At 73.2% G+C, this 21,001-nt stretch carries 18 protein-coding genes; 10 read left to right on the top strand and 8 right to left on the bottom strand.

Going from position 1 to position 21,001, the window contains the following annotated elements:
* Positions 1 to 33: 33 nt before the first annotated feature.
* Positions 34 to 669 (top strand): class I SAM-dependent methyltransferase, encoded by a 636-nt coding sequence (locus tag ABD901_RS37290; RefSeq protein WP_345134484.1) that lies wholly within the window; start codon positions 34 to 36, stop codon positions 667 to 669.
* On the opposite strand, the gene ABD901_RS37285 is transcribed toward ABD901_RS37290, so the two are convergent.
* Positions 647 to 1,939 carry an ATP-binding protein gene (locus ABD901_RS37285; protein WP_345134482.1) on the bottom strand — a complete coding sequence of 431 codons (1,293 nt, stop codon included), beginning with the start codon at positions 1,937 to 1,939 and terminating at the stop codon, positions 647 to 649. The genes ABD901_RS37290 and ABD901_RS37285 overlap by 23 nt on opposite strands.
* Before the next feature lie 39 nt (positions 1,940 to 1,978).
* Here ABD901_RS37285 and ABD901_RS37280 point away from each other — a divergent pair, with 39 nt between their 5' ends.
* Positions 1,979 to 2,971 (top strand): glycoside hydrolase family 26 protein, encoded by a 993-nt coding sequence (locus tag ABD901_RS37280; RefSeq protein ID WP_345134480.1) that lies wholly within the window; start codon positions 1,979 to 1,981, stop codon positions 2,969 to 2,971.
* A gap of 1 nt (position 2,972) precedes the next feature.
* Here the strand turns inward: ABD901_RS37280 and ABD901_RS37275 are convergent, their stop codons facing one another.
* The 7 genes from ABD901_RS37275 to ABD901_RS37245 form a co-directional block, all read right to left on the bottom strand.
* Positions 2,973 to 4,046, bottom strand: coding sequence for a glycoside hydrolase family 26 protein (locus tag ABD901_RS37275; RefSeq protein ID WP_345134478.1), 1,074 nt, complete (start codon positions 4,044 to 4,046; stop codon positions 2,973 to 2,975).
* Positions 4,039 to 5,358 (bottom strand): glycosyltransferase, encoded by a 1,320-nt coding sequence (locus ABD901_RS37270; protein ID WP_345134476.1) that lies wholly within the window; start codon positions 5,356 to 5,358, stop codon positions 4,039 to 4,041. The genes ABD901_RS37275 and ABD901_RS37270 overlap by 8 nt, the downstream gene beginning before the upstream one ends.
* Before the next feature lie 6 nt (positions 5,359 to 5,364).
* Positions 5,365 to 6,975, bottom strand: coding sequence for a glycosyltransferase family 39 protein (locus tag ABD901_RS37265; protein ID WP_345134474.1), 1,611 nt, complete (start codon positions 6,973 to 6,975; stop codon positions 5,365 to 5,367).
* Between the two features lie 26 nt (positions 6,976 to 7,001).
* Positions 7,002 to 9,017, bottom strand: a complete 2,016-nt coding sequence (locus ABD901_RS37260) for an acyltransferase family protein (protein WP_345134472.1) — start codon at positions 9,015 to 9,017, stop codon at positions 7,002 to 7,004.
* Between the two features lie 368 nt (positions 9,018 to 9,385).
* Complete coding sequence (locus ABD901_RS37255; protein ID WP_345134470.1) at positions 9,386 to 10,972, bottom strand: endo-1,4-beta-xylanase; 1,587 nt, start codon at positions 10,970 to 10,972, stop codon at positions 9,386 to 9,388.
* Between the two features lie 251 nt (positions 10,973 to 11,223).
* On the bottom strand, positions 11,224 to 13,086 hold the full coding sequence (locus ABD901_RS37250; RefSeq protein WP_345134468.1) for a sensor histidine kinase: 1,863 nt from the start codon (positions 13,084 to 13,086) through the stop codon (positions 11,224 to 11,226).
* The gene (locus tag ABD901_RS37245) at positions 13,083 to 13,742 is read right to left on the bottom strand and encodes a response regulator (RefSeq protein ID WP_345134466.1); all 660 of its coding nucleotides are present in this window, start codon (positions 13,740 to 13,742) and stop codon (positions 13,083 to 13,085) included. Before ABD901_RS37245 ends, ABD901_RS37250 begins: the two co-directional genes overlap by 4 nt.
* 192 nt (positions 13,743 to 13,934) lie before the next feature.
* Between ABD901_RS37245 and ABD901_RS37240 the strand changes: the two genes are divergently transcribed.
* The 8 genes from ABD901_RS37240 (at position 13,935) to ABD901_RS37205 (ending at position 20,999) form a co-directional block, all read left to right on the top strand.
* Positions 13,935 to 14,342 (top strand): hypothetical protein, encoded by a 408-nt coding sequence (locus ABD901_RS37240; RefSeq protein WP_345134464.1) that lies wholly within the window; start codon positions 13,935 to 13,937, stop codon positions 14,340 to 14,342.
* Between the two features lie 175 nt (positions 14,343 to 14,517).
* Entirely contained in the window at positions 14,518 to 15,003 is a 486-nt protein-coding gene (uraD, locus tag ABD901_RS37235; protein WP_345134462.1) for a 2-oxo-4-hydroxy-4-carboxy-5-ureidoimidazoline decarboxylase, read from the top strand.
* On the top strand, positions 15,000 to 15,302 hold the full coding sequence (uraH, locus tag ABD901_RS37230; RefSeq protein WP_345134460.1) for a hydroxyisourate hydrolase: 303 nt from the start codon (positions 15,000 to 15,002) through the stop codon (positions 15,300 to 15,302). Before uraD ends, uraH begins: the two co-directional genes overlap by 4 nt.
* Before the next feature lie 7 nt (positions 15,303 to 15,309).
* Positions 15,310 to 16,167 (top strand): factor-independent urate hydroxylase, encoded by an 858-nt coding sequence (pucL, locus tag ABD901_RS37225; protein ID WP_345134458.1) that lies wholly within the window; start codon positions 15,310 to 15,312, stop codon positions 16,165 to 16,167.
* Positions 16,155 to 17,006 (top strand): FAD binding domain-containing protein, encoded by an 852-nt coding sequence (locus tag ABD901_RS37220; RefSeq protein WP_345134456.1) that lies wholly within the window; start codon positions 16,155 to 16,157, stop codon positions 17,004 to 17,006. Before pucL ends, ABD901_RS37220 begins: the two co-directional genes overlap by 13 nt.
* Entirely contained in the window at positions 16,997 to 17,455 is a 459-nt protein-coding gene (locus tag ABD901_RS37215) for a (2Fe-2S)-binding protein (RefSeq protein WP_345134455.1), read from the top strand. Before ABD901_RS37220 ends, ABD901_RS37215 begins: the two co-directional genes overlap by 10 nt.
* Positions 17,452 to 18,789, top strand: coding sequence for an 8-oxoguanine deaminase (locus ABD901_RS37210; RefSeq protein ID WP_345134453.1), 1,338 nt, complete (start codon positions 17,452 to 17,454; stop codon positions 18,787 to 18,789). The genes ABD901_RS37215 and ABD901_RS37210 overlap by 4 nt, the downstream gene beginning before the upstream one ends.
* A complete protein-coding gene (locus ABD901_RS37205; RefSeq protein ID WP_345134451.1) occupies positions 18,786 to 20,999 on the top strand; it encodes a molybdopterin cofactor-binding domain-containing protein in 2,214 nt (737 codons plus the stop codon). Before ABD901_RS37210 ends, ABD901_RS37205 begins: the two co-directional genes overlap by 4 nt.
* Positions 21,000 to 21,001 lie beyond the last annotated feature (2 nt).

Here is a 21,001-nt window from a genome sequence, read left to right as displayed (position 1 = left end):
GCACGGCGTGAGCGAACGAGGCACAATCGGGCGGTGAGCGGCATCGCGCGGTATGACGAAGTGCTCGGACCGCTGCGCCGGGCCTACGACGCCCGCGCGGATTGGCGCGACGGGCTCACCAAGGAGCCGTGGAAGGTCGCGGAGCGGCGGGCGTTCCGGGAGCGGCTCGCGGCTGGCGCGCGGCTGCTCGAGGTGGGCGCCGGCACGGGGCAGGACGCCGCGTACTTCCTGGGGGAGGGGTTCGACGTCGTCGCGACCGACCTGTCGCCCGCGATGGTCGAGCGCTGCCGCGCCAAGGGGGTCGAGGCGCACGTCATGGACCTGCTGCGGCTGGAGTTCCCGGCATCGTCGTTCGACGCGGTGTACACCATGAACTGCCTCCTGCACGTGCCCGACCGGGACCTGCCGGCGGTGCTGGCGGCCATCCGCGGCCTGCTGCGGCCCGGCGGGCTGCTGTTCCTCGCCGTGTGGGGCGGCGCGGGCGGCGCCGAAGGGCCGATCGAGGGCGACGACCACGACCCGCCGCGGTTCTTCTCGTTCCGCACCGACGAGCGGCTGCTGGCCTTCGCCCGCGCGAGCTTCGACGTGGTGGACTTCCACCGGGTCGAGACCGGTGACCGGCAGTGGCTGCAGTCGCTGACGCTCGTCAGGCCCGCTGCAGGCGGGTGATCGCGGCCGCCAGGTCGGCGTTGGTGATCGGGCCCGAGGTGGCGCCGGAGCGGGCCTCGCGCATCGCCTTGTCCAGCTGGGCGCGGCGCAGGGCCTCCTTCAGGTCGGCGCCGGTCAGGCCCGAAGCGGCGGCGCCCAGCGACTCGGTGTCGACGTCGTCGGCGAACATGCGGAAGCCGGGCGTCTCGTGGCGGGCGATCAGGGCGCGGACGAGCTTGGCCAGGATGTCGGCGCGGGCGCGCGGGCCCGGCAGCGGCACCGCCAGCTTGAGGTCGAAGCGGCCGGAGCGGGTCAGCGAGGCGTCGACGCGGTCGGGGAAGTTGGTCGTGGCCACGACGATGACGTTCGGGTTGGCCTCGATGAGGGTGTTCATCTCCTGCTTGAAGATGCCGGCGACCGCGTTGATCATCTGGCCGGCGGCGTCGAACGCGGCGCCGGTGTAGGTGATGATCGAGTCGAACTCGTCGAAGAGCAGGATGGCCGGCGAGCGCAGGGCGCGGGCCTCGGTGAAGATGCGCTGGATGTTCTTCTCCGAGTTGCCGACCCACTTGTCGAGGATCTCCGGGGTGCGGATCTCGCGCAGCTCGGCGCCGATCTCGTTCGCCAGGGCCTGCGCGAGCATCGTCTTGCCGGTGCCGGGCGGGCCGTAGAGCAGGATGCCCTGCGGGCGGGTGGCGCCCCAGCGGGCCATGACGTCGGGGTGGCGGAACGAGACGGCGACGTCGCGGAACTGGGCGACGACGTCCTCGAGGCCGCCGACGTCGTCGAGGCGCACCCCCTCGGAGGCGGCGCCCAGCGCGGCGGGGCTGACGGTGACGGGGCCGGCGGCGCCGGTGACCTGCATGACGGCCAGGACGAGCGCGGCCAGCGACGGCGAGCTGAGCACCAGGTCGGGGCCGTCCTCGCGGACCGTCACGGCCGGGTCCTCGACGTCGGCGGGGCGCGCCGGGCGGCCGGCGCGGGCCAGGCCGACCGCGATGATGGTGCCGAGCGCGGCGCCGGGCAGGCCGAGGAGGCGGAACAGTGCTCCGCCGGCCGCACCGCCGGCGAAGAGGCGGGCGAGCGCGCCCAGCCCGAACGGCGCCCGGGACCAGCGGGCCTGGTAGCCATCGGCGACGACGACGAGTTCGATGCCGCGATTGGGCAGGTCGTGCCCGATCGGCCGGGGTCCACCGGCCTCGGGCGCCAGGAGATGCCCGTCGACGATCCGCACGACGCGCCCGCCGACGTCGACGACCTCCACCGCGGGCCGCAGCCCCATTTCGGCCATGCGTACGAGTCTGCCACGGCCTGAGTACAATGATCGACCGTGCTCACCAGACGTCAACTGCTGCTCGCCGGCCTGGCCACCGGGGTTGCCTCGATGGCCGGGTGCTCATCCGGGTCGAAGGAGGCCGGCAACGGCCGGCCGGTCCGCGAGTTCGGCATCGCCTCCGACCCGTGGAAGGCCGCCGACTGGGGCCAGGCCGTCGGAGCGAAGCCGACGATGGTGATGGAGTTCGAGTCGTGGGACCGCAACCGGACCCTCGACGCGCATTTCCAGGCGGCCAAGGACGGCAAGATGGAGTCCTTCGCGATCACCTGGGAGCCGTGGACGCCGGTGGACCTGGCGGCAAACGCGGATGCCCAGAGTGCGGTGCAGCCGAAGTTCAGCAACCAGGCGATCGTCGCCGGGTCGCTCGACGGCTACATCCGCAACTTCGCCACCGCGGTGAAGAAGTCGGACCTGACGGTGTACATCCGCTACGCACACGAGATGAACGGCGACTGGTATCCGTGGTACCACGACCCCGCCGTCTATGCGCAGGCGTGGAGGCACATCGTGGACGTCTTCCGCTCGGTCGGGGCCAAGAAGGCGAAGTTCGTCTTCGCGCCGGCCGTCAACCTCTACCAGGCCGATGACTCGGCGTGGATGGCCGGGGTCCAGCAGTACTGGCCGGGCGCGGAGTACGTCGACCAGGTCGGCACCACGATGATCAACCTCGGCAGGTCGAAGGCCTACTACGTGAAGGACTTCAAGCCGCGGCTGAAGCTGCTGCACGAGACGTTCGGCAAGGGCGTCGTGCTGGCCGAGGTCAACAGCGCGTCCGAAGGGCGGCTCAAGTTCTTCACCGAGCTGCGCACGTGGCTCAGCACGCCGGAGGCCGACTACATCCGCAGCGTGATCCTGTCGCAGCTGCCGTCGCACGGCCAGGCCAGCCTCGGCGACCAGGTCGGCGACCTGAGCTGGCAGGTGCCGACCGACGACGAGACCAGGCCGGTCATCAAGGCCCTGATCAAGGACATCACACCGGTGGCGTGACTCAGTGCCGGGGCGGCGGCGCCAGCTTCACCGACTTCAGGCCCTGCCCGACCGCCTCGGCGATCGGCGGGTGGTCGGTGAAGCGCCAGTCCGACCGGCCGCCTTCGCTCTTGCTGTAGTTGAACCAGATGAAGCCAGCCATGTCCGGGCGGGTGCTCATCCACTTGAAGAAGTCGGCGATCCACGGCAGCTGGCGCGGGCCCTTCTCCACCGCCGTCTCGGTGATGACGAACGGCTTCTGCGTGAACTTGCGGATGGCGTCGAGCGTGGACTGGTACACCTGGGCGGCGGTGCTCTCCTGGATGGCGTAGCCGACCATCCCGACCCAGTCGACGTAGTCGTCGCCCGGGTACAGCGGATCGAGCTTGACCTGCGGCATCGGCGTGATGACGTTCGGGCTCCAGATCCAGATCACGTTGGTCGCGCCGGCCGCGACGAAGATGTCGTGGACGTGGCGCCACATCTTCACGTAGTCGCCCGCGTGGTTGCCGGAGTTGCGCTCGGCCCACGGGTACCAGGTGCCGTTCATCTCGTGTGCCAGCCGGATCGCGACCGGCCAGCGCTGGTCGCGCACGCCGGCGGCGAAGCGGGCGATGTAGGAGTCGTACTGGCCGCCGATGATCTTCTCGAGGGAGTACAGACTCTGGTTCGGGCCCTTCTTGACCCCCGCCCAGGGCTCCCACGAGATGACCGGCAGGGCGCCCTGCTTGTAGGTCTGCGGCACCGAGTCGGGCCGGAACTCCTCGGTCCACTTCACGAAGTACTGCACCATCGTCGGGTGCGCGCCGACCGCCTTCGCGGCCTTGTCGATCTCGGCCGACGACCACGGCGCCTGCGGCGTGCTGACGCCGAACCGGATGCCCGGGATGGCGAGGATCTCCTCCTTCGTCGGGGCGGGCCGCTCGGCCTGGCGGCGGTTCTCGGCCTGCACGACGGCGTTGGCGGTGGCCTGCGTGGTGTCCGGGTCCTGGGCCGACGGGCTGAAGATCCAGACGGCCAGCCCGACGACGACGACGGTGTTGGCCGCCATCCAGACGCGGAAGGTCCGCGGCGACTCGTACTGATGCCTAGCCACCGATCAGCACCGCCCCACACATCATGATCGCCCCGAGGATGTAAGGCACGACGAGCAACGGGTTGCGCCTGCGCTCGCCGGCGAAGCCGCCCGCGCGGGTGCCCCAGCCCGCGTTGTGCGCCATGCGGAAGAAGCCGAGCACGCGCACCGGCATGAGGACGACCGTGTTGATGATCATGAAGATCGGCAGGAACGCGATGTCGTTGGCCCGGTAGGCGAAGTGCCGTCCGAAGCGCAGCGCCAGGGACGCCAGGGTCATCAGCGCGGTGAGGCCCAGGATGATCGAGATGCGCTGCCAGGACACGTCGGGCAGCATCAGCGCGCCGTACAGCTCCGCCTTGCGCCCGGTCGCGATCGCCACGCCCCAGTTGATGAAGCAGCCGGCGAGGATGAACGGCACGAGGATGTCGGAGAGGTACATCACCGCCAGCACCGGCGCTTTGCGCAGCATCCACGGCAGCATCCGCAGGGTGTTGTACTGCGACCCGCGCGCCCACCGGTACTGCTGCTTGGCGAGCTTCCCGAGCTTCGTCGGCGCGTCGGTGAACACCAGCGACGTGGACTGGTAGACGGTGCGGTAGCCGGCCTGCAGTGTGTAGTTGGTCAGCGTCCGGTCGTCGCTGACCTCGAGGAACACTCCGAGGAAGCGCTCGGACAGGAACCGCTCCATGTAGCGCACCAGGATCTCGCGGCGAAACGCGATCGTGCGGCCGGGCAGGCAGCCGACGGTGCCGAGCACGCTCATCGCCGGCATCGAGTACTCGTTACGGACGTTCTCCAGCCAGTCGGCCCATCGGGTGAGCACGGTGCGGGTCGGGTCGATGATGCGCTGGCGGGTGGTGACCCCGCCGACCTTCGGGTCGCGGAACGGCTTGATCAGCTCCCGCAGCGTGCCGCCGGTCCACATGGTGTCGGAGTCGACGAGGACGATGACGTCGCTGCTGGACATGCCGACGCCGACCCGCACGGCGTTGCGCTTGCCGGGGATTTCGGTCCATACCCAGCGCACGTCGAGGTCGGCGCAGATCTTTTCGAGGATCTCGTTGCGCGGCCCGTTGATGACCACGATGACCTCGTCCGGGTGCTGCTCGCGGATGCGGGTGAGGACCTCGCGGAAGAGGTCCTCGGGCTCGTCGACGACCGGCACCACGACCGATGTGCTGACGTGGTGCGCCGCCTGGTACGGCCGGTACTGCGCGGCGAGGGTGACCCGCAGCAGCCAGAGGATCCACACCCAGAGCATGAACACCGCGAACGGGAAGACCTGCCCGCTCTTGACGAAGGCGTTGATCTGCAGGAGGAAGGCGAGCATCGGCCGCTACGCGCCCGGCTTGAGGGTGAACAGGGTCAGCGTCAGCCCGGTGAGGTTCCAGGTCTGCGCCGCTGTGTAGCGCACCCGCAGCGCGCCGTCCTTGCCGGCCTCGAGCCCGGACAGCGGCGAGTCGAGGGGGCCGACGCGGACCAGCCACACCCGTGCGGTGCGCCCGAGGCAGGCGTCGGCGTCGAGGCACTCCCTGGCGTAGAGGTGCCCGTTCTCGCGCGGCTTGGACTGGGCGAGGATGTCGCGGGGGCGGTGGCCGGCGGTGAGGTACCGCTCGACGATGTCCCGCCCGGCCGGGCCGTCGCCGTCGGCGGGGCCGTAGACGACCGCGTCGCCGGGCTGGCCCTGGCGGTACAGCACGTTGGCGAGCTCGTGGCTGGCCTGCCCGTGCCCGTCGGGGCGGCGGATCGACAGCTGCTCGGGCACGCCGATCGCGGCGATGGTCAGCACGATCGCCAGGCCGCGGACGACCAGCGCCCGGCCGAGGAACATGCCGGCGAGCCCGACCCAGCCGAACAGCGACACGATCGCCACTTCGTCGATGTCGATGGTGGTGAAGCGGATCACGGGGTACAGCAGGAGCAGCGGCACGATCGCCCAGGCGGTGAAGACGATGCCGGGCTTGTGCACCGACAGCGCGAGGATCGCCAGCCCCAGCAGCACGCCGCCGGCGAGCACCGAGCCGAACGTCTGCTGGCTGAGCGTCGACACCGACGGGAACCCCGGCAACACGGCTCCGGTCTCCGGCAGCGGCGCGCCGAAGAGCACGACGAGCGTGGCGGCGGGCAGCGCGCCGACGAGCAGCGCGGCGAACCAGGCGCCGATGAGGCGGCGCTTCATCGCCACCACGACCGCGCCGTGTGCGAGGACGACGAGCAGCCCCGTCAGGTGGGTGAGGCCGGTGAGCGCGACGGCGGCGGCGTAGCCGGCGAACTGCCAGCCGCGCGGGCGGTCCAGGTAGTTGACGAGGGCGAGGGTGGCCAGGGCGGCGCCGAGCAGCGTGAACGCCTGCGGCCCGGCCTCCTGCGCGTAGCGGCTGGTGACCGGCAGCGTGGCGACCAGCAGCCCGGCGAGCAGGCCGACCCGCGGGTTGACCAGGCGGGTGCCGACCTTCGCCACGAGCGCGGCCGCGCAGGCCATGGCGATGACGGACGGCGCCCGCAGGGCGAAGTCGGTGCGGCCGAAGGCGCTCGCCCAGCCCTTGAGCAGCAGGTAGTAGGGCGCCTCGGCCGGGTTGACCTCGTGCAGCACGTCGAACACGCGGGCCTTCGGCACGAGCGTGAAGCTCCACGCGGCGAGCTCGGAGACCCGCATGCTGGGCCAGTTGAGCCGCACCAGCGACAGCGCGGCGGTGGTGACCATGGTGACGACCCAGGCGAGGGTGCCCAGGGCCCGGTGGGCGGCGAAGGGCGAGCCCTCGATCGCCGCCTCGCCACGGGCCGGCGGCTCGTCGTCCCACTGGGCGACGCGGGCCTTCTCGTGCGCGGCGGCGAGCTCCCGCTCGGGCACGACGACGGTCTCCTCGTCGGCCACCGGCGGTGCCGGCGGCTCGTCGTCGAGGGCCGGCCGCTGCCTCGGCAGGATGAGGGTCTCGTCTGGGCTGCTCACTGCGCTCATTTCCGGCTGTTGGGCGGTCACGGCAGCTGCGCACCCAGCACGGGTGCCAGCATGGTCGCGTACTTCGTCGTCATGTGGCTGTCGTCGCGGTACACCAGGATGTTGCCGACGACGACCGGGCAGGTGCGCGCGGTGCAGAACCAGGCGGTGGGGTCGATGACCGTGGCGCCCTCGGCGGCGGCCGCGGTGGCGATCATCTGCCGCCGCTTCGGCAGCACGAGGGCGGTGTCGGCGTCGCGGACGCACTCGGCGAGGTCGTCTGCGTGCTGCGAGACGCAGTCGGGCACGTTGGACTTCGGGTAGGGGGTGTCGCTGAGCACGATGAGCTTCGTGCCGTCCTGCTTCACCTTGCGCAGCGAGGCGACCCACGCGTCGGTCCACGCCTTGTCGGGGTCGGCGGGCTTGTCGACGAGGCCGCCGGTGTCGGTGCCGTTGTTGGTGAGCACGACCATCGCCGGCTTGGCCGCCCTGATCGAGTCGAGCGTCTGGTCGCGCCACTGCACGCACTCGTTGTAGGCCCGGTTCAGCGCCGACTGGTACACCAGCACCGACGCGGCCGGGCAGGCGCTCTTGGTGTGCACGACGAGCCGCCAGTGCCGCTGCTGCGCGATGAGCTCGAACGCGGGGAACCACTGTGCGGCGTGCGAGTCGCCGACGAGCGCGACGGTGGTCTTCGACGCGGTGTCGCCGTAGGCGCACTCGGGATTCTTGGTCGCGGTGAAGCTCAGGTGGCAGCCGTTGGCGTAGATCGCCGGGCTGTCCTTGGCCACGGCGGCCAGGCCCGGCGTGAGGTTGCCCGGCAGCGCGGCGGTGCCGGTCGAGTCGGCGATGAGCTTCGCCAGCTGCGCGGCGGGGTCGCTCGCGGTGGCCATGACGGCGGCGGTGTCGGTGGCGTGGCCGCCGGCGCCGGGTCCGGGTGCGAGCCGGCCGCCGCCGAAGGCGAGGGCGGCGGCGCACAGCGACAGCGCGAGGCCGAGGGAGATGCCGCGCACCGGCCGGGCTTTGAGGGTCCTGCGGTTGCGGACCGGGTTCTCGATGAGGAAGTACGAGCCGGCGGCGACGGCGAGGGAGGCGCCGGCGAGGGCGAGGTTGAGCCCGAGGTTCCCGTCCTGGTGCAGGGCGGCAGGTGCGATGACGAGGATCGGCCAGTGCCACAGGTACCAGCTGTAGGAGAGTTTCCCGAGCCATTGCAACGGTGCGAGGCGGAAGACCGCGACGACGCCGCCGGCCGCGGCCGCGCAGCCGCCGGCGATCATCAGGCCGGAGCCGCCGACGGGCAGCGCGGCGGCGTAGCCGGGGAACGGCGTCTTGTCGGTGAACAGCAGCGCCGAGGCGACGACGGCGGCGAGGCCGAGCCAGGTCAGCACGGCGGCGAGGGCCTTGGGCATCCGGGCGAGGGCCGGTGCGAGGATCGCGACGAGCGCGCCGAGGGCCAGCTCCCAGGCGCGGGTGTGCGCGCCGAAGTACGCCCACGGCGCCGCGTCGCGGGTCTGCTGCACGCCGGCGTAGAAGGAGAGGCCGCCGGCGGCGAGCAGGGTGAGCACGATCGCGGTCCGGCTGAGCTTGGTGCGCCGCCACCGCCAGGCCAGGGACGAGGCGAGCAGCAGCAGCGGCCAGGCCAGGTAGAACTGCTCCTCCACGGCGAGGGACCAGAAGTGCTGCAGCGGCGAGGGCGGCGCGCCGGCGTTGAGGTAGTCCACGCCCTCGGCCGCGAGGCGCCAGTTGATGCCGTAGAAGGTGCTGGTGAGCGCGTCGAGCGCGGTCGAGGGGAAGCGGGTCGGCGGCAGCCAGAAATAGGCGGCGACGAGCGTGGCGACGAGCACGGTGATCGACGCGGGCAGCAGGCGGGTGGCGCGGCGGGCATAGAAGCGGCTGACCGAGATCGTGTGGTGCGCCTGGAGCTCGCCGTAGAGCTGCGTCGTGATGAGGAAGCCCGAGATCACGAAGAAGACGTCGACGCCGACGTATCCGCCGCCGAGGACGGTGACGCCGGCGTGATAGAGCACCACGAGCACAACCGCGACGGCCCGCATGCCCTCGATGTCGGGGCGAAATCGGGACGGCGCATCGGGGGAATCGGCGCCGGTGACGATGAGTCCCGGTTTGGCCGGCTTTCCCCGTGAAACGTAAACCGTGGTGGAGGTCAAGTGCTGTTCTCCCTGTACGGCGAAGCGCAGCGCTCGCCCCCGTGCAGCGCATGAGCCTAGCAAAACCGACGCTGCGCCGCTCCCGGCGTTCGCCGGGGGTTTGTCCGGTATTACGGATCGCTAGGGCATTTGCGACCCTGGCAGTGGCAACGAAGACGGTGAAATGCCGCACGTTGCGGATGCGTGCGAATTAGGCGTAACGGCGCTGAAATCCCCCCGTGACGATCCGTAGTCAGATTGGCGGGCGCGATGCCTCAGCCCGGGTTGGCGACGATTGCCCAGAACGCCGGTTTCGGGGCCAGATCGGTGCCGAACAGCAGCGGCGCGTCGACCCTGGGGATCGGGTAGGTGCTCAGCCAGGTCTGGTTGTCCGCGACGCCCCAGAACGTGACCGAGCTGATCTGGTCGCGGTAGCGCAGGAGCACCGCGAACAGCGCCTTGTACTGCGCCGCCTGCTGGGCGAGCAGGCCCGGCGGCACCGTCGGGTAGGACGAGGTGTTGTCGGTGTACACGCTCATGTCCATCTCGGTGATCTGCTGGTCGACGCCGAGCTTGGCGAACTTCTCGATCGACGCGGCGAGCGCCGCCGGGCTCGGCACCGAGATGTTGACGTGCGTCTGGCTGCCGATGCAGTCCACCGGGACGCCCTCCGCGAGCAGGTCGGCGACCAGGTCATACATCGCGTCGCGGCGGCTGGGCCCGGTGAGGTTGACGTCGTTGATGCACAGCTTGGCCGCCGGGTCGGCGGCGTGCGCGACGGTGAACGCGGTCCTGATGTAGTCCAGGCCCGCGATCTGGTACCACCGGCTCTGCCGCAGCGTGCCGTCGTCGTTGATGACCTCGTTGACGACGTCCCAGGCGGTGATCTTCCCGCGGTACCGCTCGACGAGCGTCCTGATGTGGTCGCTCATCCGGGCCAGCAGCAGCGCCTTGTTCTGCGGCGTCGGGGTCATCGGCTGCCCGTTGTCGTCGGTGAAGACCCAGTCGGGCGTCTGGTTGTGCCAGACCAGCGTGTGGCCGCGGATCTTCATCCCGTTGGACGTGGCGAAGTTCACGATCTTGTCGGAGTCGCCGAACGTGAACTCGCCCGGCCTGGGCTCGGTGGCCGTCCACTTCATCGCCGCGGTCGGGGTGACCGAGCCGAACTGCCGCTTGACCAGGTCGGCCTCGGGCCCGGTCGCCTGCTGCGTGCTGATGGCGGCGCCGACGTCGAAGCTGCCGGCGAAGATCTCGCGCAGGGCGGGCACCGAGCGCGGCGGCGGCGCGTGCTGGGTGACGGTGAAGTCGTCGAGGAGGAAGTCGGCGGCGCCGCCGGCCGGCTCGACCCGGACGCTGAGCAGGTCGACGGCGGTGACGGGGGAGTACTGCGCCTCGAGGCGGGCCCAGGTCGCGCCGTTCGCCTCGACGGTGGCCACGACGTCGTCCTGCACCGCGGAGGCCCAGCCCCACGAGACCGTCATGCGCAGCGAGGTCGCCGGCCCGTTGCCGGTCAGGCGCACCCACGTCGTCAGCGTGTACCCGGCGTCGGGGCTCAGCTTGCCCTGCAGGTTGTGCCAGGCGCCCTGCTGGCCGTTGCCGCGCCGGGTGACCTGCAGGCTGTGCCGGCCGGTGTGCGCGGCGGCGGTGGTGCCCTTGATCTTCGCACCGGCCCCGGCCACCCAGTCCTGCGCCGAGCCGTCCTCGAAGTCGCTGGTCAGGATCGTGTTCGGCGGCGGGCTCACGGTGGCGACGGTGCTGCTCGGGGCGCGCGCGGCCAAGCTGTCGCCGGACGGGCCGGAGAACGCGCTGACGGCGAGCACCACGGCGGCGGCGACGACGGTGATGAGCACCCCGGTGGCCATCGCGAATATGTGGGTCCGGCCACGCGGCGACCACAGCCGTGCCCCTGTCAGCGGGTCCTCCCTCGTCGTTGCCTCGAACCGCAAGCGTATGGCCTCGCGCAGAGCCGGGGCGAAGGGGGCACGGAGCCGGGCACGGCGCAGCGCGGCCGCGCAGCGCGGCACGGCCCATTGCCACAGCTCTTTGCAGCTGTGGACGGCCACCCAGGACCACAGTTCGACGAAGCGCCACACCGCGGCCCAGGCGCGTCGCATCACGGCGCGACGTCCAGCGGGATCTCGGCGGTCACCGTCGAGCCTCCGTCCCCCGAGTCGACCGTGAGACTACCGCCGATCTGTTCGACACGCTCGCGCATGGAGGTCAGGCCGATGCCGGGCCGCCACGGGCCCGTCGCCGGCCCGTCGTCGTGGACGGTCACGCGCAGCGCCCGGTCGCCCAGCAGGGCCAGGTCGACGCCGGCCGCGGCGACGCCGGCGTGCCGGGCGACGTTCGTCACCGCCTCCACCGCGACCCGGTACGCGGCCACCTCCACCGCCGCCGGCAGCTCCGGCAGCCCGGCCGGCGCGGTGATCGTCACCGCCAGGGGCGAGCCGTCGGCGCAGCGCAGGTGCGACACCTGCTGCCGCACGGCGCCGACCAGCCCCAGCTCGTCGAGGGCGCGCGGGCGCAGGCCGTAGACGATGCGCCGGACCTCGGCGATCGCGTCGCCGGCGTCGGCGCGCAGCTGGCGCAGCAGCCGGCCGGCCTCGTCCGGGTCGGCGCGCAGCAGGTTGGCCGACGCGTCGGCGCTGTATGCGATGCCGGTCAGCGTCGGGCCGAGCCCGTCGTGCAGGTCGCGGCGCATCCGGCGGCGCTCCTCCTCCAGCGCCGCGACGACCCGCCCGCGGGAGGCGCGCAGCTGCTCGGCGAGCTCGGCCGCGTGCAGCGACTGCGCGAGGGGCGCGGCGACGAGGTCCAGCACCGCGGCGGTGCGCGGCGGCAGCCGCAGCTGGTCCGGCGGCAGCGTCACCACCAGGTCGCCGACGCACCGGCCGCCGGCGCGCAGCTCGGTGACCGCGGTCGCCGCCCCGGCCGCGGCGTCGTGCGTGCCGGCGCGGGCGACCACGCCGCCGTCGGCGCCGCGCAGCTGGACCGTCGGCACGCCCAGCGCCGCCCGCAGCGTGTCCAGCCACTGCGGCGGCGCCGCGCCGACCGCGAGGTGGCTGCCGAGGCGGGCCAGGGTGTCGAGGGGGTCGGGCGGCGCGCCGAAGAGCAGCTCGTCGATGGTGCCGCGGATCCATCCCATCGCCGGGCGGAACCCGGCCGCGATCCCGAACACGGTGAGCACCCGCACCCACCGCGCGGGCGGATCCCCGGTGGCGATCTCGGCGAAGGTCTCCACGCCCACGTACACGGCGCCGACGAGCGCGAACATGACCACCAGCAGCGTGGCTCGCCGGGCCACGGCCCGTACGTCGAACGCCCGCGGCCACACCAGCGCGAGCACCGCGCACGCCGGCAGGGCGAGGGTCAGCGCCGCCGTCGCCGCGCCCACGGCGACGTTGTGCACGCCCGGCTCGTCGAGGGCGACGAGCAGCAGCATGCCGGTCGGCCCGGTGACGGAGGTGCCGAACACCACCCACAGCACCCGGCGCCGGTCCTCGCCGGCGGTGAGCTCGAACAGCAGCCAGCCCGCGCACAGCGCGACCGTGCCGGCCGCGGTCACGGCGCTCAGGCACAGCTCGAACCGGCGCAGCGCCCCGGCCGTCACCGCGACCGCGCCCGCCGCGACGATGGCGAGGTCCGCGCCGGCCAGCAGCCGCGGCGCCGGTCGCGGTTCGACAACCCGAAGCAGCGCCAGCGGTACCAGCACGAGCCCGGCCCCCGCCACCGCGCCCGACGCCGAGGCCGGCCCGGCCAGCAGCAGCACGCCGCCGCCCAGCAGCAGCCAACCGGGCGACCGGCGCCCGCCCTCGGCCAGCACCACGACGCCGGCGGCGGCAAACCCGGCCCCGCCGACGAGCTCCCAGACGACCGCCCACACGTCGCCCCCGTGCGGCGCCGACCGCCAGATGCCCGCGACCGACGCCAGGAACGCGGCGGCGGCGAGCGGCACAGTCGCCCACGCGCGGGTCACGGCGCGCCCCGGCCGAGGCCCTCCTCGCGGGCGCGCACGATCGCCTCGGGCCGCCCGGCGACCCGCAGCTTCGCGAAGATCGACGAGACGTTGTTGCCGATCGTCTTCGGGCTGACCCCGAGGGCCGCCGCGATCGCGCCGTTGCCCTGCCCCTGCGCGATCCGGTCGAGCACCTCCCGCTCCCGCGGCGTGAGCTGCGGGAACGGCGTGCGCGGCGGCGGTGGCGCGCTCAGGTGCGCGATCAGGCGGGCCGCGACCCCGGGCCCGATCACCAGCTGCCCGGCCACGACGGAGCGGATCGCGGCGAGCATGTCCTGCTGCTCGGCGCCCTTGAGCAGATACCCCTTGGCGCCGGCCCGCATCGCCGACAGCACGCTCTCGTCGTCCTCGAACATGGTCAGCACCAGCACGGCCACGTCCGGCAGCAGGGTCGCGAGCCGCCGCGTCGCCTCGATGCCGTCCATCTCGGGCATCTGCAGGTCCATCATGACCACGTCGGGCCGGGTCAGCTGGGCCTCGCGGATCGCCTCGGCCCCCGTGGTCGCCTCCGCCACCACCTCGACGCCGTCGAGGGAGCCCAGCAGCGCCCCGATCCCGCGGCGCACCACGAGATGGTCGTCGGCGACGAGCACGCGGATCGACGGGGGCGCGGTCACGGCTCAATAATGGACGCCGGGGGAAACCACGCGCACTGCCTCGTTCCCGGCGCGGCCGGGCAGTTCTCCCGGGGCACCGGGAAGCACTCCGGCCCGGCGCGGGACCGCGCCCCCTGCTCGCGGGCGGCGGCGGCGCCGATGCTGGCGTCTGCCGGGGATGGCCCGGCGCCGCACACTTCCGAGGAGCACGCCATGACCGCACAGGCCAGCCCCGTCACCGTCCCGGCCCGGGCTCCGTCCACCCGCAACAAGATCGGCCTCGTCCTCGCCGCCCTCTTCGGCCTGGGCGACCTCAGCAGCCCGTTCACCCCGGTCGGCGCCGACGACGGCCAGGCCGGCCCGCCGATGCCGGTCCTCGTCGCCGACGCCGTGCTGGGCGTGGTCACGCTCGTCGCCGTCGTGTTCGCCTGGCGCTCCGCCAGCCGGGTCGCGGCCCGGATCGTCGCGGGCACCCGGATCCTGTCCGCGCTGACCGCCCTGCCGGCATTCTTCGTCAGCGGCGTGCCGGCCCCGGTCGTGGCTCTCGTCGCCGTCACGGTGGTCCTGACCATCGTCTGCGTCGTGCTGGTCCTCGCCCCGCCGCGGGAGCGCACCGCCTGATCCACGCCGCTCAATTGCAGACGCCCGGTGGTCCGATCGACGGACCGCCGGGCGTTCGCTGTTTCCGCGCTCTCGCATCGCGGTTGCGGACAAAACGCGGATACTGGACATGATCCCAAAGGGCTGGACATGAAACATCCCCGGAGTACTGTCCCGGGGATACGAGAGGGGTGTCATGCTCGATCGGTTCAACGGCCTCGCTGCCGAGGCCGCCGAGGAGGCCCTGCTCGCCTGCTGTGCGGCGCCGGCCTGGGCCGCCCGCGTGGCCGCCAGCCGGCCGTATGTCACCGAGGCCGACCTGGTCGTGGCCGGCGTCAGCGCCTTCGACGAGCTTGCCTGGGCCGATCTGCGCCCGGCGCTCGCGGCGCACCCCCGCATCGGGCACCGGCCCGACGGCGACGGCGCCGAGGCCTCCTGGTCGCGGCGGGAGCAGGCCGGCGTGCAGGGCTCGGTGAGCGAGCTGGACGAGGTCAACGAGGCCTACGAGCGCCGCTTCGGCCACCTGTTCCTGATCTTCGCCAGCGGCAAGTCGGCCGAGGAGGTCCTCGCCGCGGCGCGGGGCCGGCTGCGCAACGACGAGGAGACGGAGCGCACCGTCGTGCGGGGCGAGCTGCGCAAGATCGTCGAGCTGCGGCTGGAGAGACTGGCGGAGGCTGCATGAGCGTATCGACGCATGTCCTGGACACTGCGCGCGGTATCCCGGCGGCCGGGGTGCCGATCCGGCTGGAGACCGCCGAGCGGCTGTTCGTGGGGGACGGCGTCACCGACCTGGACGGGCGGCTGCGCTGGGAGGAGGTGGGCACCGGGCGGTACCGGATGATCATCGACACCGCCGCCTACCTCGGCGACGACGCGTTCTTTCCCGAGGTCGCGATCGCGTTCACCGTGGCCGACGAGCGCCACCATCACGTGCCGCTGCTGCTGAGCCCCTTCGGATACTCGACCTACCGGGGGAGCTGAGCGCGCGGTGCCAACCTTTGAGCTGGGGCCCAACCAGTACGGGAAGGCCGAGACGCGCCTGGTGCGCGTGGAGCGCGGGCCCGCGGGCGACCGGATCACGGACCTCAACGTCAGCGTCGCCCTGCGCGGCGACCTCGCCGCCAGCCACCTCACCGGCGACAACGCCGGCGTGCTGCCCACCGACACGCAGAAGAACACGGTCTACGCCTTCGCGCGCGAGTTCGGCATCGACGGCATCGAGGCCTTCGCGGAGCGGCTCGCGGAGCACTTCGTCGCCTCGCAGCCGAGCATCCACGAGGCGCGGGTGTCCATCCAGCAGTACCCCTGGCAGGACGTCGACGGCGCGCACACCTTCCGCCGCGACGGCAGCGAGGTGCGCACCGCCACCGTCCACCATGGACACTATGGGACACAGACCGTCTCCGGCGTCACCGGCCTGGTGCTGCTCAAGACCACGGACTCGGAGTTCCACGGGTTCGTCCAGGACCGCTACACGACCCTGCCGGAGACCCGCGACCGCATCCTCGCCACCTCCGTCGACGCCACCTGGCGCGCGGTGCAGGGGCGCCCCGACCCGGCCGCGGCCCGCGCCGCGCTCGTCGAGGCGTTCGCCGACACCTACAGCCTCGCCCTGCAGCAGACGCTGTTCGCAATGGGCTCGCGGGTGCTGCAGCGCTGCCCCGAGGTGCTCGAGGTGCGCCTGTCGCTGCCCAACCGCCACCACTTCCTCGTCGACCTGGCGCCGTTCGGCCTGGACAACCCCAACGAGGTGTACTTCGCCGCCGACCGCCCCTACGGGCTCATCGAGGGCGTCGTGCGCCGCGACGGCGTGGCGATCCCGGAGGAGGTCGCATGGACTTTCTGAGCCCGGCCACCTGGGACGAGGCCCTGGCCGCCAAGGCCGAGCGCCCGGAGGCGGTGCCGATCGCCGGCGGCACGGACGTCATGGTCGAGCTCAACTTCGACCGCCGCCGCCCCGGCGCGCTGCTGGACCTCACGCGCGTCGCGGACCTCGCCGAGTGGGGCGCCGACGGGGACCTGCTGCGCATCGGCGCCGGGGTGACGTACCGCCGGATCATCGACGAGCTCGGCGGCCGGCTCCCGGGCCTGGCGATGGCCGCCCGCACGGTCGGCTCGCCGCAGATCCGCAACCGCGGCACCGTCGGGGGCAACCTCGGCTCGGCCTCCCCGGCCGGCGACGCCCACCCGCCGCTGCTCGCCGCCGGCGCCGCCGTCGAGGTCGCCTCCGTGCGCGGTGTGCGCCGCATCGACGCCGCCGACTTCTTCACCGGCCCCAAGCGCAGCGCCCTGGCCCCCGACGAGCTCATCGCCGCCTTCGTCGTCCCGCCCGCCCGCGGCGCGCAGCAGTTCGCCAAGGTCGGCACCCGTAACGCCATGGTCATCGCCGTGTGCTCGTTCGCGATCGCCCTCGACCCGGACCGCCGCGCCGCCGGCACCGGCATCGGCTCGGCCGGGCCGACCCCGCTGCGCGCCCCCGAGGCCGAGGCGTTCGCCGCCGAGCTGCCGTGGCAGGAGCGCGCGCCGCTGCCCGAGGCGACCCTGCGCCGCTTCGGCGAGCTCGTCGGCGCGGCGGCCCGCCCGATCGACGACGTGCGGGGCAGCGCCGCGTACCGCCGGCACGCCCTGAGCGTCCTGGGTGCGCGGACCCTGCGGTGGGCCTGGGAGGAGTACCGATGCGGCTGAACGTGACCGTCAACGGCGAGGCGATGTCCGCCGACGACGTCTGGGAGGGCGAGAGCCTGCTCTACGTGCTGCGCGAGCGGCTCGGCCTGCCCGGCGCCAAGAACGCCTGCGAGCAGGGCGAGTGCGGGTCGTGCACGGTGTACCTGGACGGCACGCCGGTGTGTGCCTGCCTCGTCGCGGCCGGACAGGCACAGGGCCGCGTGGTGCGCACCGTCGAGGGGCTCGCACCCGGCGGCGGGCTGCACCCCATCCAGCAGGCGTTCCTGCAGGCCGGCGCCGTGCAATGCGGCTTCTGCACCCCGGGGCTCATCGTCGCGGTGCACGACCTGCTCGAGCGCCACCCGGACCCCGCCGACGCGGACATCCGCGAGGCCCTCGCCGGCAACCTGTGCCGCTGCACCGGCTACGAGCACATCGTGGCCGCCGTGAAGCTGGCGGCCCGGCGATGATCGTCATCGAGGGCTGCGCGATCGCCACCGTCGACGCCGCCGGCACCGAGCACGCCGACGGGCACGTCGTCGTCTCCGGCGACCGGATCGTCGCCGTCGGCGCCGGCCCCTACCGCGGCGCGCAGAGCGCCACCCGCGTCGACGGCCGCGGCTGCCTCGCCACCCCCGGCCTCGTCAACACCCACCACCACCTCTACCAGTCGGCGACCCGCGGCTACGCCCAGCAGGAGATCCTCTTCGGCTGGCTCACCGAGCTGTACCCCGTCTGGGCCCGCATCGACGCCGGCATCGTCCACGCCGCCGCCTCCGCCGGCCTCGCACAGCTCGCGCTGTCCGGCTGCACGACGAGCACCGACCACCACTACGTCTTCCCGCGCGACGGCGGCGACCTGCTCGCCGCCGAGATCGACGCCGCCGCCGCGGTCGGGCTGCGCTTCCACCCGTGCCGCGGCTCGATGGACCTCTCCGTCAAGGACGGCGGCCTGCCGCCCGACTCCGTCGTGGAGGACACCGACGCCGCGCTCGCCGCCACCAAGGACGCGATCGACCGCTTCCACGACCCGTCGCCGGGCGCGATGGTGCGCATCGCGGTCGCGCCGTGCAGCCCGTTCTCGGTCACCCCGCGGCTCATGCGCGAGGCCGCCGACCTGGCCCGTTCCGAGGGCGTCCGCCTGCACACGCACCTCGCCGAGACCGTCGAGGAGGAGCAGTACTGCCGCGAGGTGCACGGCTGCACCCCCGTCGAGTACGCCGAGCGGCTCGGCTGGCTCGGCCCCGACGTGTGGCTCGCGCACGCCGTGCACCTCGACCCGGCCGCCGTGGCCCGCCTCGGCGCCACCGGCACCGGCGTCGCGCACTGCCCCAGCTCCAACGGCCGCCTCGGCGCCGGCATCGCCCCGGTCCGCGACCTGCTCGACGCGCGCGTCCCCGTCGGCCTCGGCGTCGACGGCGCCGCCTCGCAGGAGGCCGGGCAACTCGGCGCCGAGCTGCGCCAGGCCCTCTACCTCGCCCGGCTGCGCGGCGGCCCGGCCGCCCTGACCGCCCGCGAGTCCCTGGCCCTGGGCACCATGGGCGGCGCCCGCTGCCTCGGCCGCGAGGACGAGCTCGGCTCGATCGAGCCGGGCAAGCTCGCCGACATCGCGCTGTGGCGCCTCGACGGCCTCGGCCACGCCGGCATCGCCGACCCGGTGGCCGCCCTCGTGCTCGGCCCGCCCGCGCCGCTGCGGCTGCTGCTCGTCGGCGGCCGCGCCGTCGTGCAGGAGGGCGCACTGTCCACGGTGGACGAGGAGAGCGTCGCCACCGCGCTGGCCCGCGCGGCAAAGGAGCTGCGATGACGGTCGAAGTGAAGAGCGGCACCACCGGCGGGATCGGCACCTCGCCGGTGCGCCCCGACGGCACCCTGAAGGTCACCGGTGAGTTCGCCTTCTCCTCCGACCTGTGGGCCGACCGGATGCTGTGGGGCGCCACGCTGAGGAGCCCGCACCCGCGGGCCCGCATCAGCGGCATCGACCTCACCGCCGCCCTCGCCCTGCCCGGCGTGCACGCCGTGCTCACCGCCGAGGACGTCCCCGGCGCCAAGCACTACGGTCTCGAGCACCGCGACCAGCCGGTCCTCGCCATGGGCCAGGTCCGCTACGCCGGCGAGCCGGTCGCGATCGTCGCCGCCGACCACCCCGAGACCGCCCGCCGCGCCGCCGCCCGCATCGCCGTGCAGTACGAGGTCCTGCCGCCCGTCGTGGACGGCGAGGCGGCGCTCGACCCGGCCGCCGAGCGGGTGCACGAGGCGGGCAACCTGCTGCGGCACGTGCCGATCCGCAAGGGCCCGCAGGACCTCACCGCGCCGGTCGTGGTCGTCGGCGAGTACGAGGTCGGCATGCAGGACCAGGCGTTCCTCGGCCCCGAGTCCGGCCTCGCGATCCCGGCCGAGGACGGCGGCGTCGAGCTGTTCATCGCCACCCAGTGGCTGCACGGCGACCTCGGCCAGGTCGCCGACTGCCTCGGCCTGCCGCCGGAGAAGGTGCGGCTCACCCTCGCCGGCGTCGGCGGCGCCTTCGGCGGGCGCGAGGACGTCTCCATGCAGGTCCACGCGTGCATGCTGGCGCTGCACACCGGCCGGCCGGTGAAGATGGTGTACTCCCGCGAGGAGTCGTTCTTCGGCCACGTGCACCGCCACCCCGCCCGGCTGCGCTACGAGCACGGCGCCGACGCCGACGGCCGGCTGCTGTACGTCAAGGCCCGCATCGTGCTCGACGGCGGCGCCTACGCGTCCACCTCGATGGCCGTCGTCGCCAACGCCACGACGCTCGGCATCGGGCCGTACCGCGTCCCGTCCGTCACCATGGACGGCTACGCCGTCTACACCAACAACCCGCCGTGCGGCGCGATGCGCGGCTTCGGCGCCGTGCAGGCCTGCTTCGCCTACGAGTCCCAGATGGACCGGCTCGCCGCCGCCGTCGGCCTCGACCCGGTCGAGGTGCGCGTGCGCAACGCCCTCGAGCCCGGCGACACCATGCCGACCGGGCAGGTCGTCGACGGCCCGGCCCCGGTCGCCGAGCTGCTGCGCCGTGTCCGCGATCTGCCGCCCTTCGAGCGGGCAGACCCGGACCCGCGGGAGCTGCCCGGCGGCGTCGCCAACACCACGCACGGCGAGGGCGTGCGCCGCGGGGTCGGCTACGGCATCGGCATCAAGAACGTCGGCTTCTCCGAGGGCTTCGACGACTACTCCACCGCCCGGGTCCGCCTCGAGGTCGTCGGCGGTGAGCCGGCCGCGGTCGTGCACACCGCCGCCGCCGAGGTCGGCCAGGGTCTGGTGACGGTGATGGCGCAGATCGTCCGGACCGAGCTCGGGGTGCAGCGGGTGACGGTGGCCACGGCGGACACGACCATCGGCAGCGCCGGGTCGTCGTCGGCCTCGCGGCAGACCTACGTCACCGGCGGCGCGGTGAAGGCCGCCTGCGAGGCCGTGCGCCGGGAGCTGCACCGCCGGTCCGGCGGGGCCGCGGGCGCCGACCTCGTCACCGTGCTGGGCGAGGGGCCGGTCGACGAGACTGTGGAGTGGCGGCACAAGCCCACGTTCCCGCTCGACCCGGGCACCGGGCAGGGGAACGCGCACGTGCAGTACGCCTTCGCGGCGCACCGGGCCACCGTCGACGTGGACGTGGAGCTGGGGTTGATACGGGTGGTCGAGATCGCCACCGCGCAGGACGTCGGGCGGGCCCTGCACCCGCAGTCGGTGCGCGGGCAGATCGCCGGCGGCACCGCGCAGGGGCTCGGCCTCGCCGTCATGGAGGAGATCCAGGTCGTGGACGGGCTGATCCGCAACCCGTCGTTCACCGACTACCTGATCCCGACCATTCTCGACGTACCGCCGATGCACATCGACGTCCTCGAGCTCGGCGACCCTTCGGCCCCGTACGGCCTGCGCGGCGTCGGCGAGCCGCCCACCATCTCCTCCACGCCGGCGATCGTGGCCGCGATCCGCGCCGCCACCGGCGTGGACCTGCGCCGCGTCCCGGTCCGCCCCGAGCACCTGACCGGGACCTGAGC

The organism is Dactylosporangium darangshiense, assembly GCF_039537565.1.
GTDB lineage: Bacteria > Actinomycetota > Actinomycetes > Mycobacteriales > Micromonosporaceae > Dactylosporangium > Dactylosporangium darangshiense.
This window is presented reverse-complemented; position numbering and strand designations above follow the sequence as displayed.

Bases quoted from the DNA above. Each gene is read 5' to 3' on its own strand.
- ABD901_RS37270 (WP_345134476.1), bottom strand. From the start codon at position 5,358: ATGCTCGCCTTCCTCCTGCAGATCAACGCCTTCGTCAAGAGCGGGCAG.
- ABD901_RS37260 (WP_345134472.1), bottom strand. From the start codon at position 9,017: ATGCGGGCCGTCGCGGTTGTGCTCGTGGTGCTCTATCACGCCGGCGTC.
- uraH (WP_345134460.1), top strand. From the start codon at position 15,000: ATGAGCGTATCGACGCATGTCCTGGACACTGCGCGCGGTATCCCGGCG.
- ABD901_RS37285 (WP_345134482.1), bottom strand. From the start codon at position 1,939: ATGGCCGAAATGGGGCTGCGGCCCGCGGTGGAGGTCGTCGACGTCGGC.
- ABD901_RS37205 (WP_345134451.1), top strand. From the start codon at position 18,786: ATGACGGTCGAAGTGAAGAGCGGCACCACCGGCGGGATCGGCACCTCG.
- ABD901_RS37215 (WP_345134455.1), top strand. From the start codon at position 16,997: ATGCGGCTGAACGTGACCGTCAACGGCGAGGCGATGTCCGCCGACGAC.
- ABD901_RS37240 (WP_345134464.1), top strand. From the start codon at position 13,935: ATGACCGCACAGGCCAGCCCCGTCACCGTCCCGGCCCGGGCTCCGTCC.
- uraD (WP_345134462.1), top strand. From the start codon at position 14,518: ATGCTCGATCGGTTCAACGGCCTCGCTGCCGAGGCCGCCGAGGAGGCC.
- ABD901_RS37210 (WP_345134453.1), top strand. From the start codon at position 17,452: ATGATCGTCATCGAGGGCTGCGCGATCGCCACCGTCGACGCCGCCGGC.
- ABD901_RS37220 (WP_345134456.1), top strand. From the start codon at position 16,155: ATGGACTTTCTGAGCCCGGCCACCTGGGACGAGGCCCTGGCCGCCAAG.
- ABD901_RS37255 (WP_345134470.1), bottom strand. From the start codon at position 10,972: ATGGCCACCGGGGTGCTCATCACCGTCGTCGCCGCCGCCGTGGTGCTC.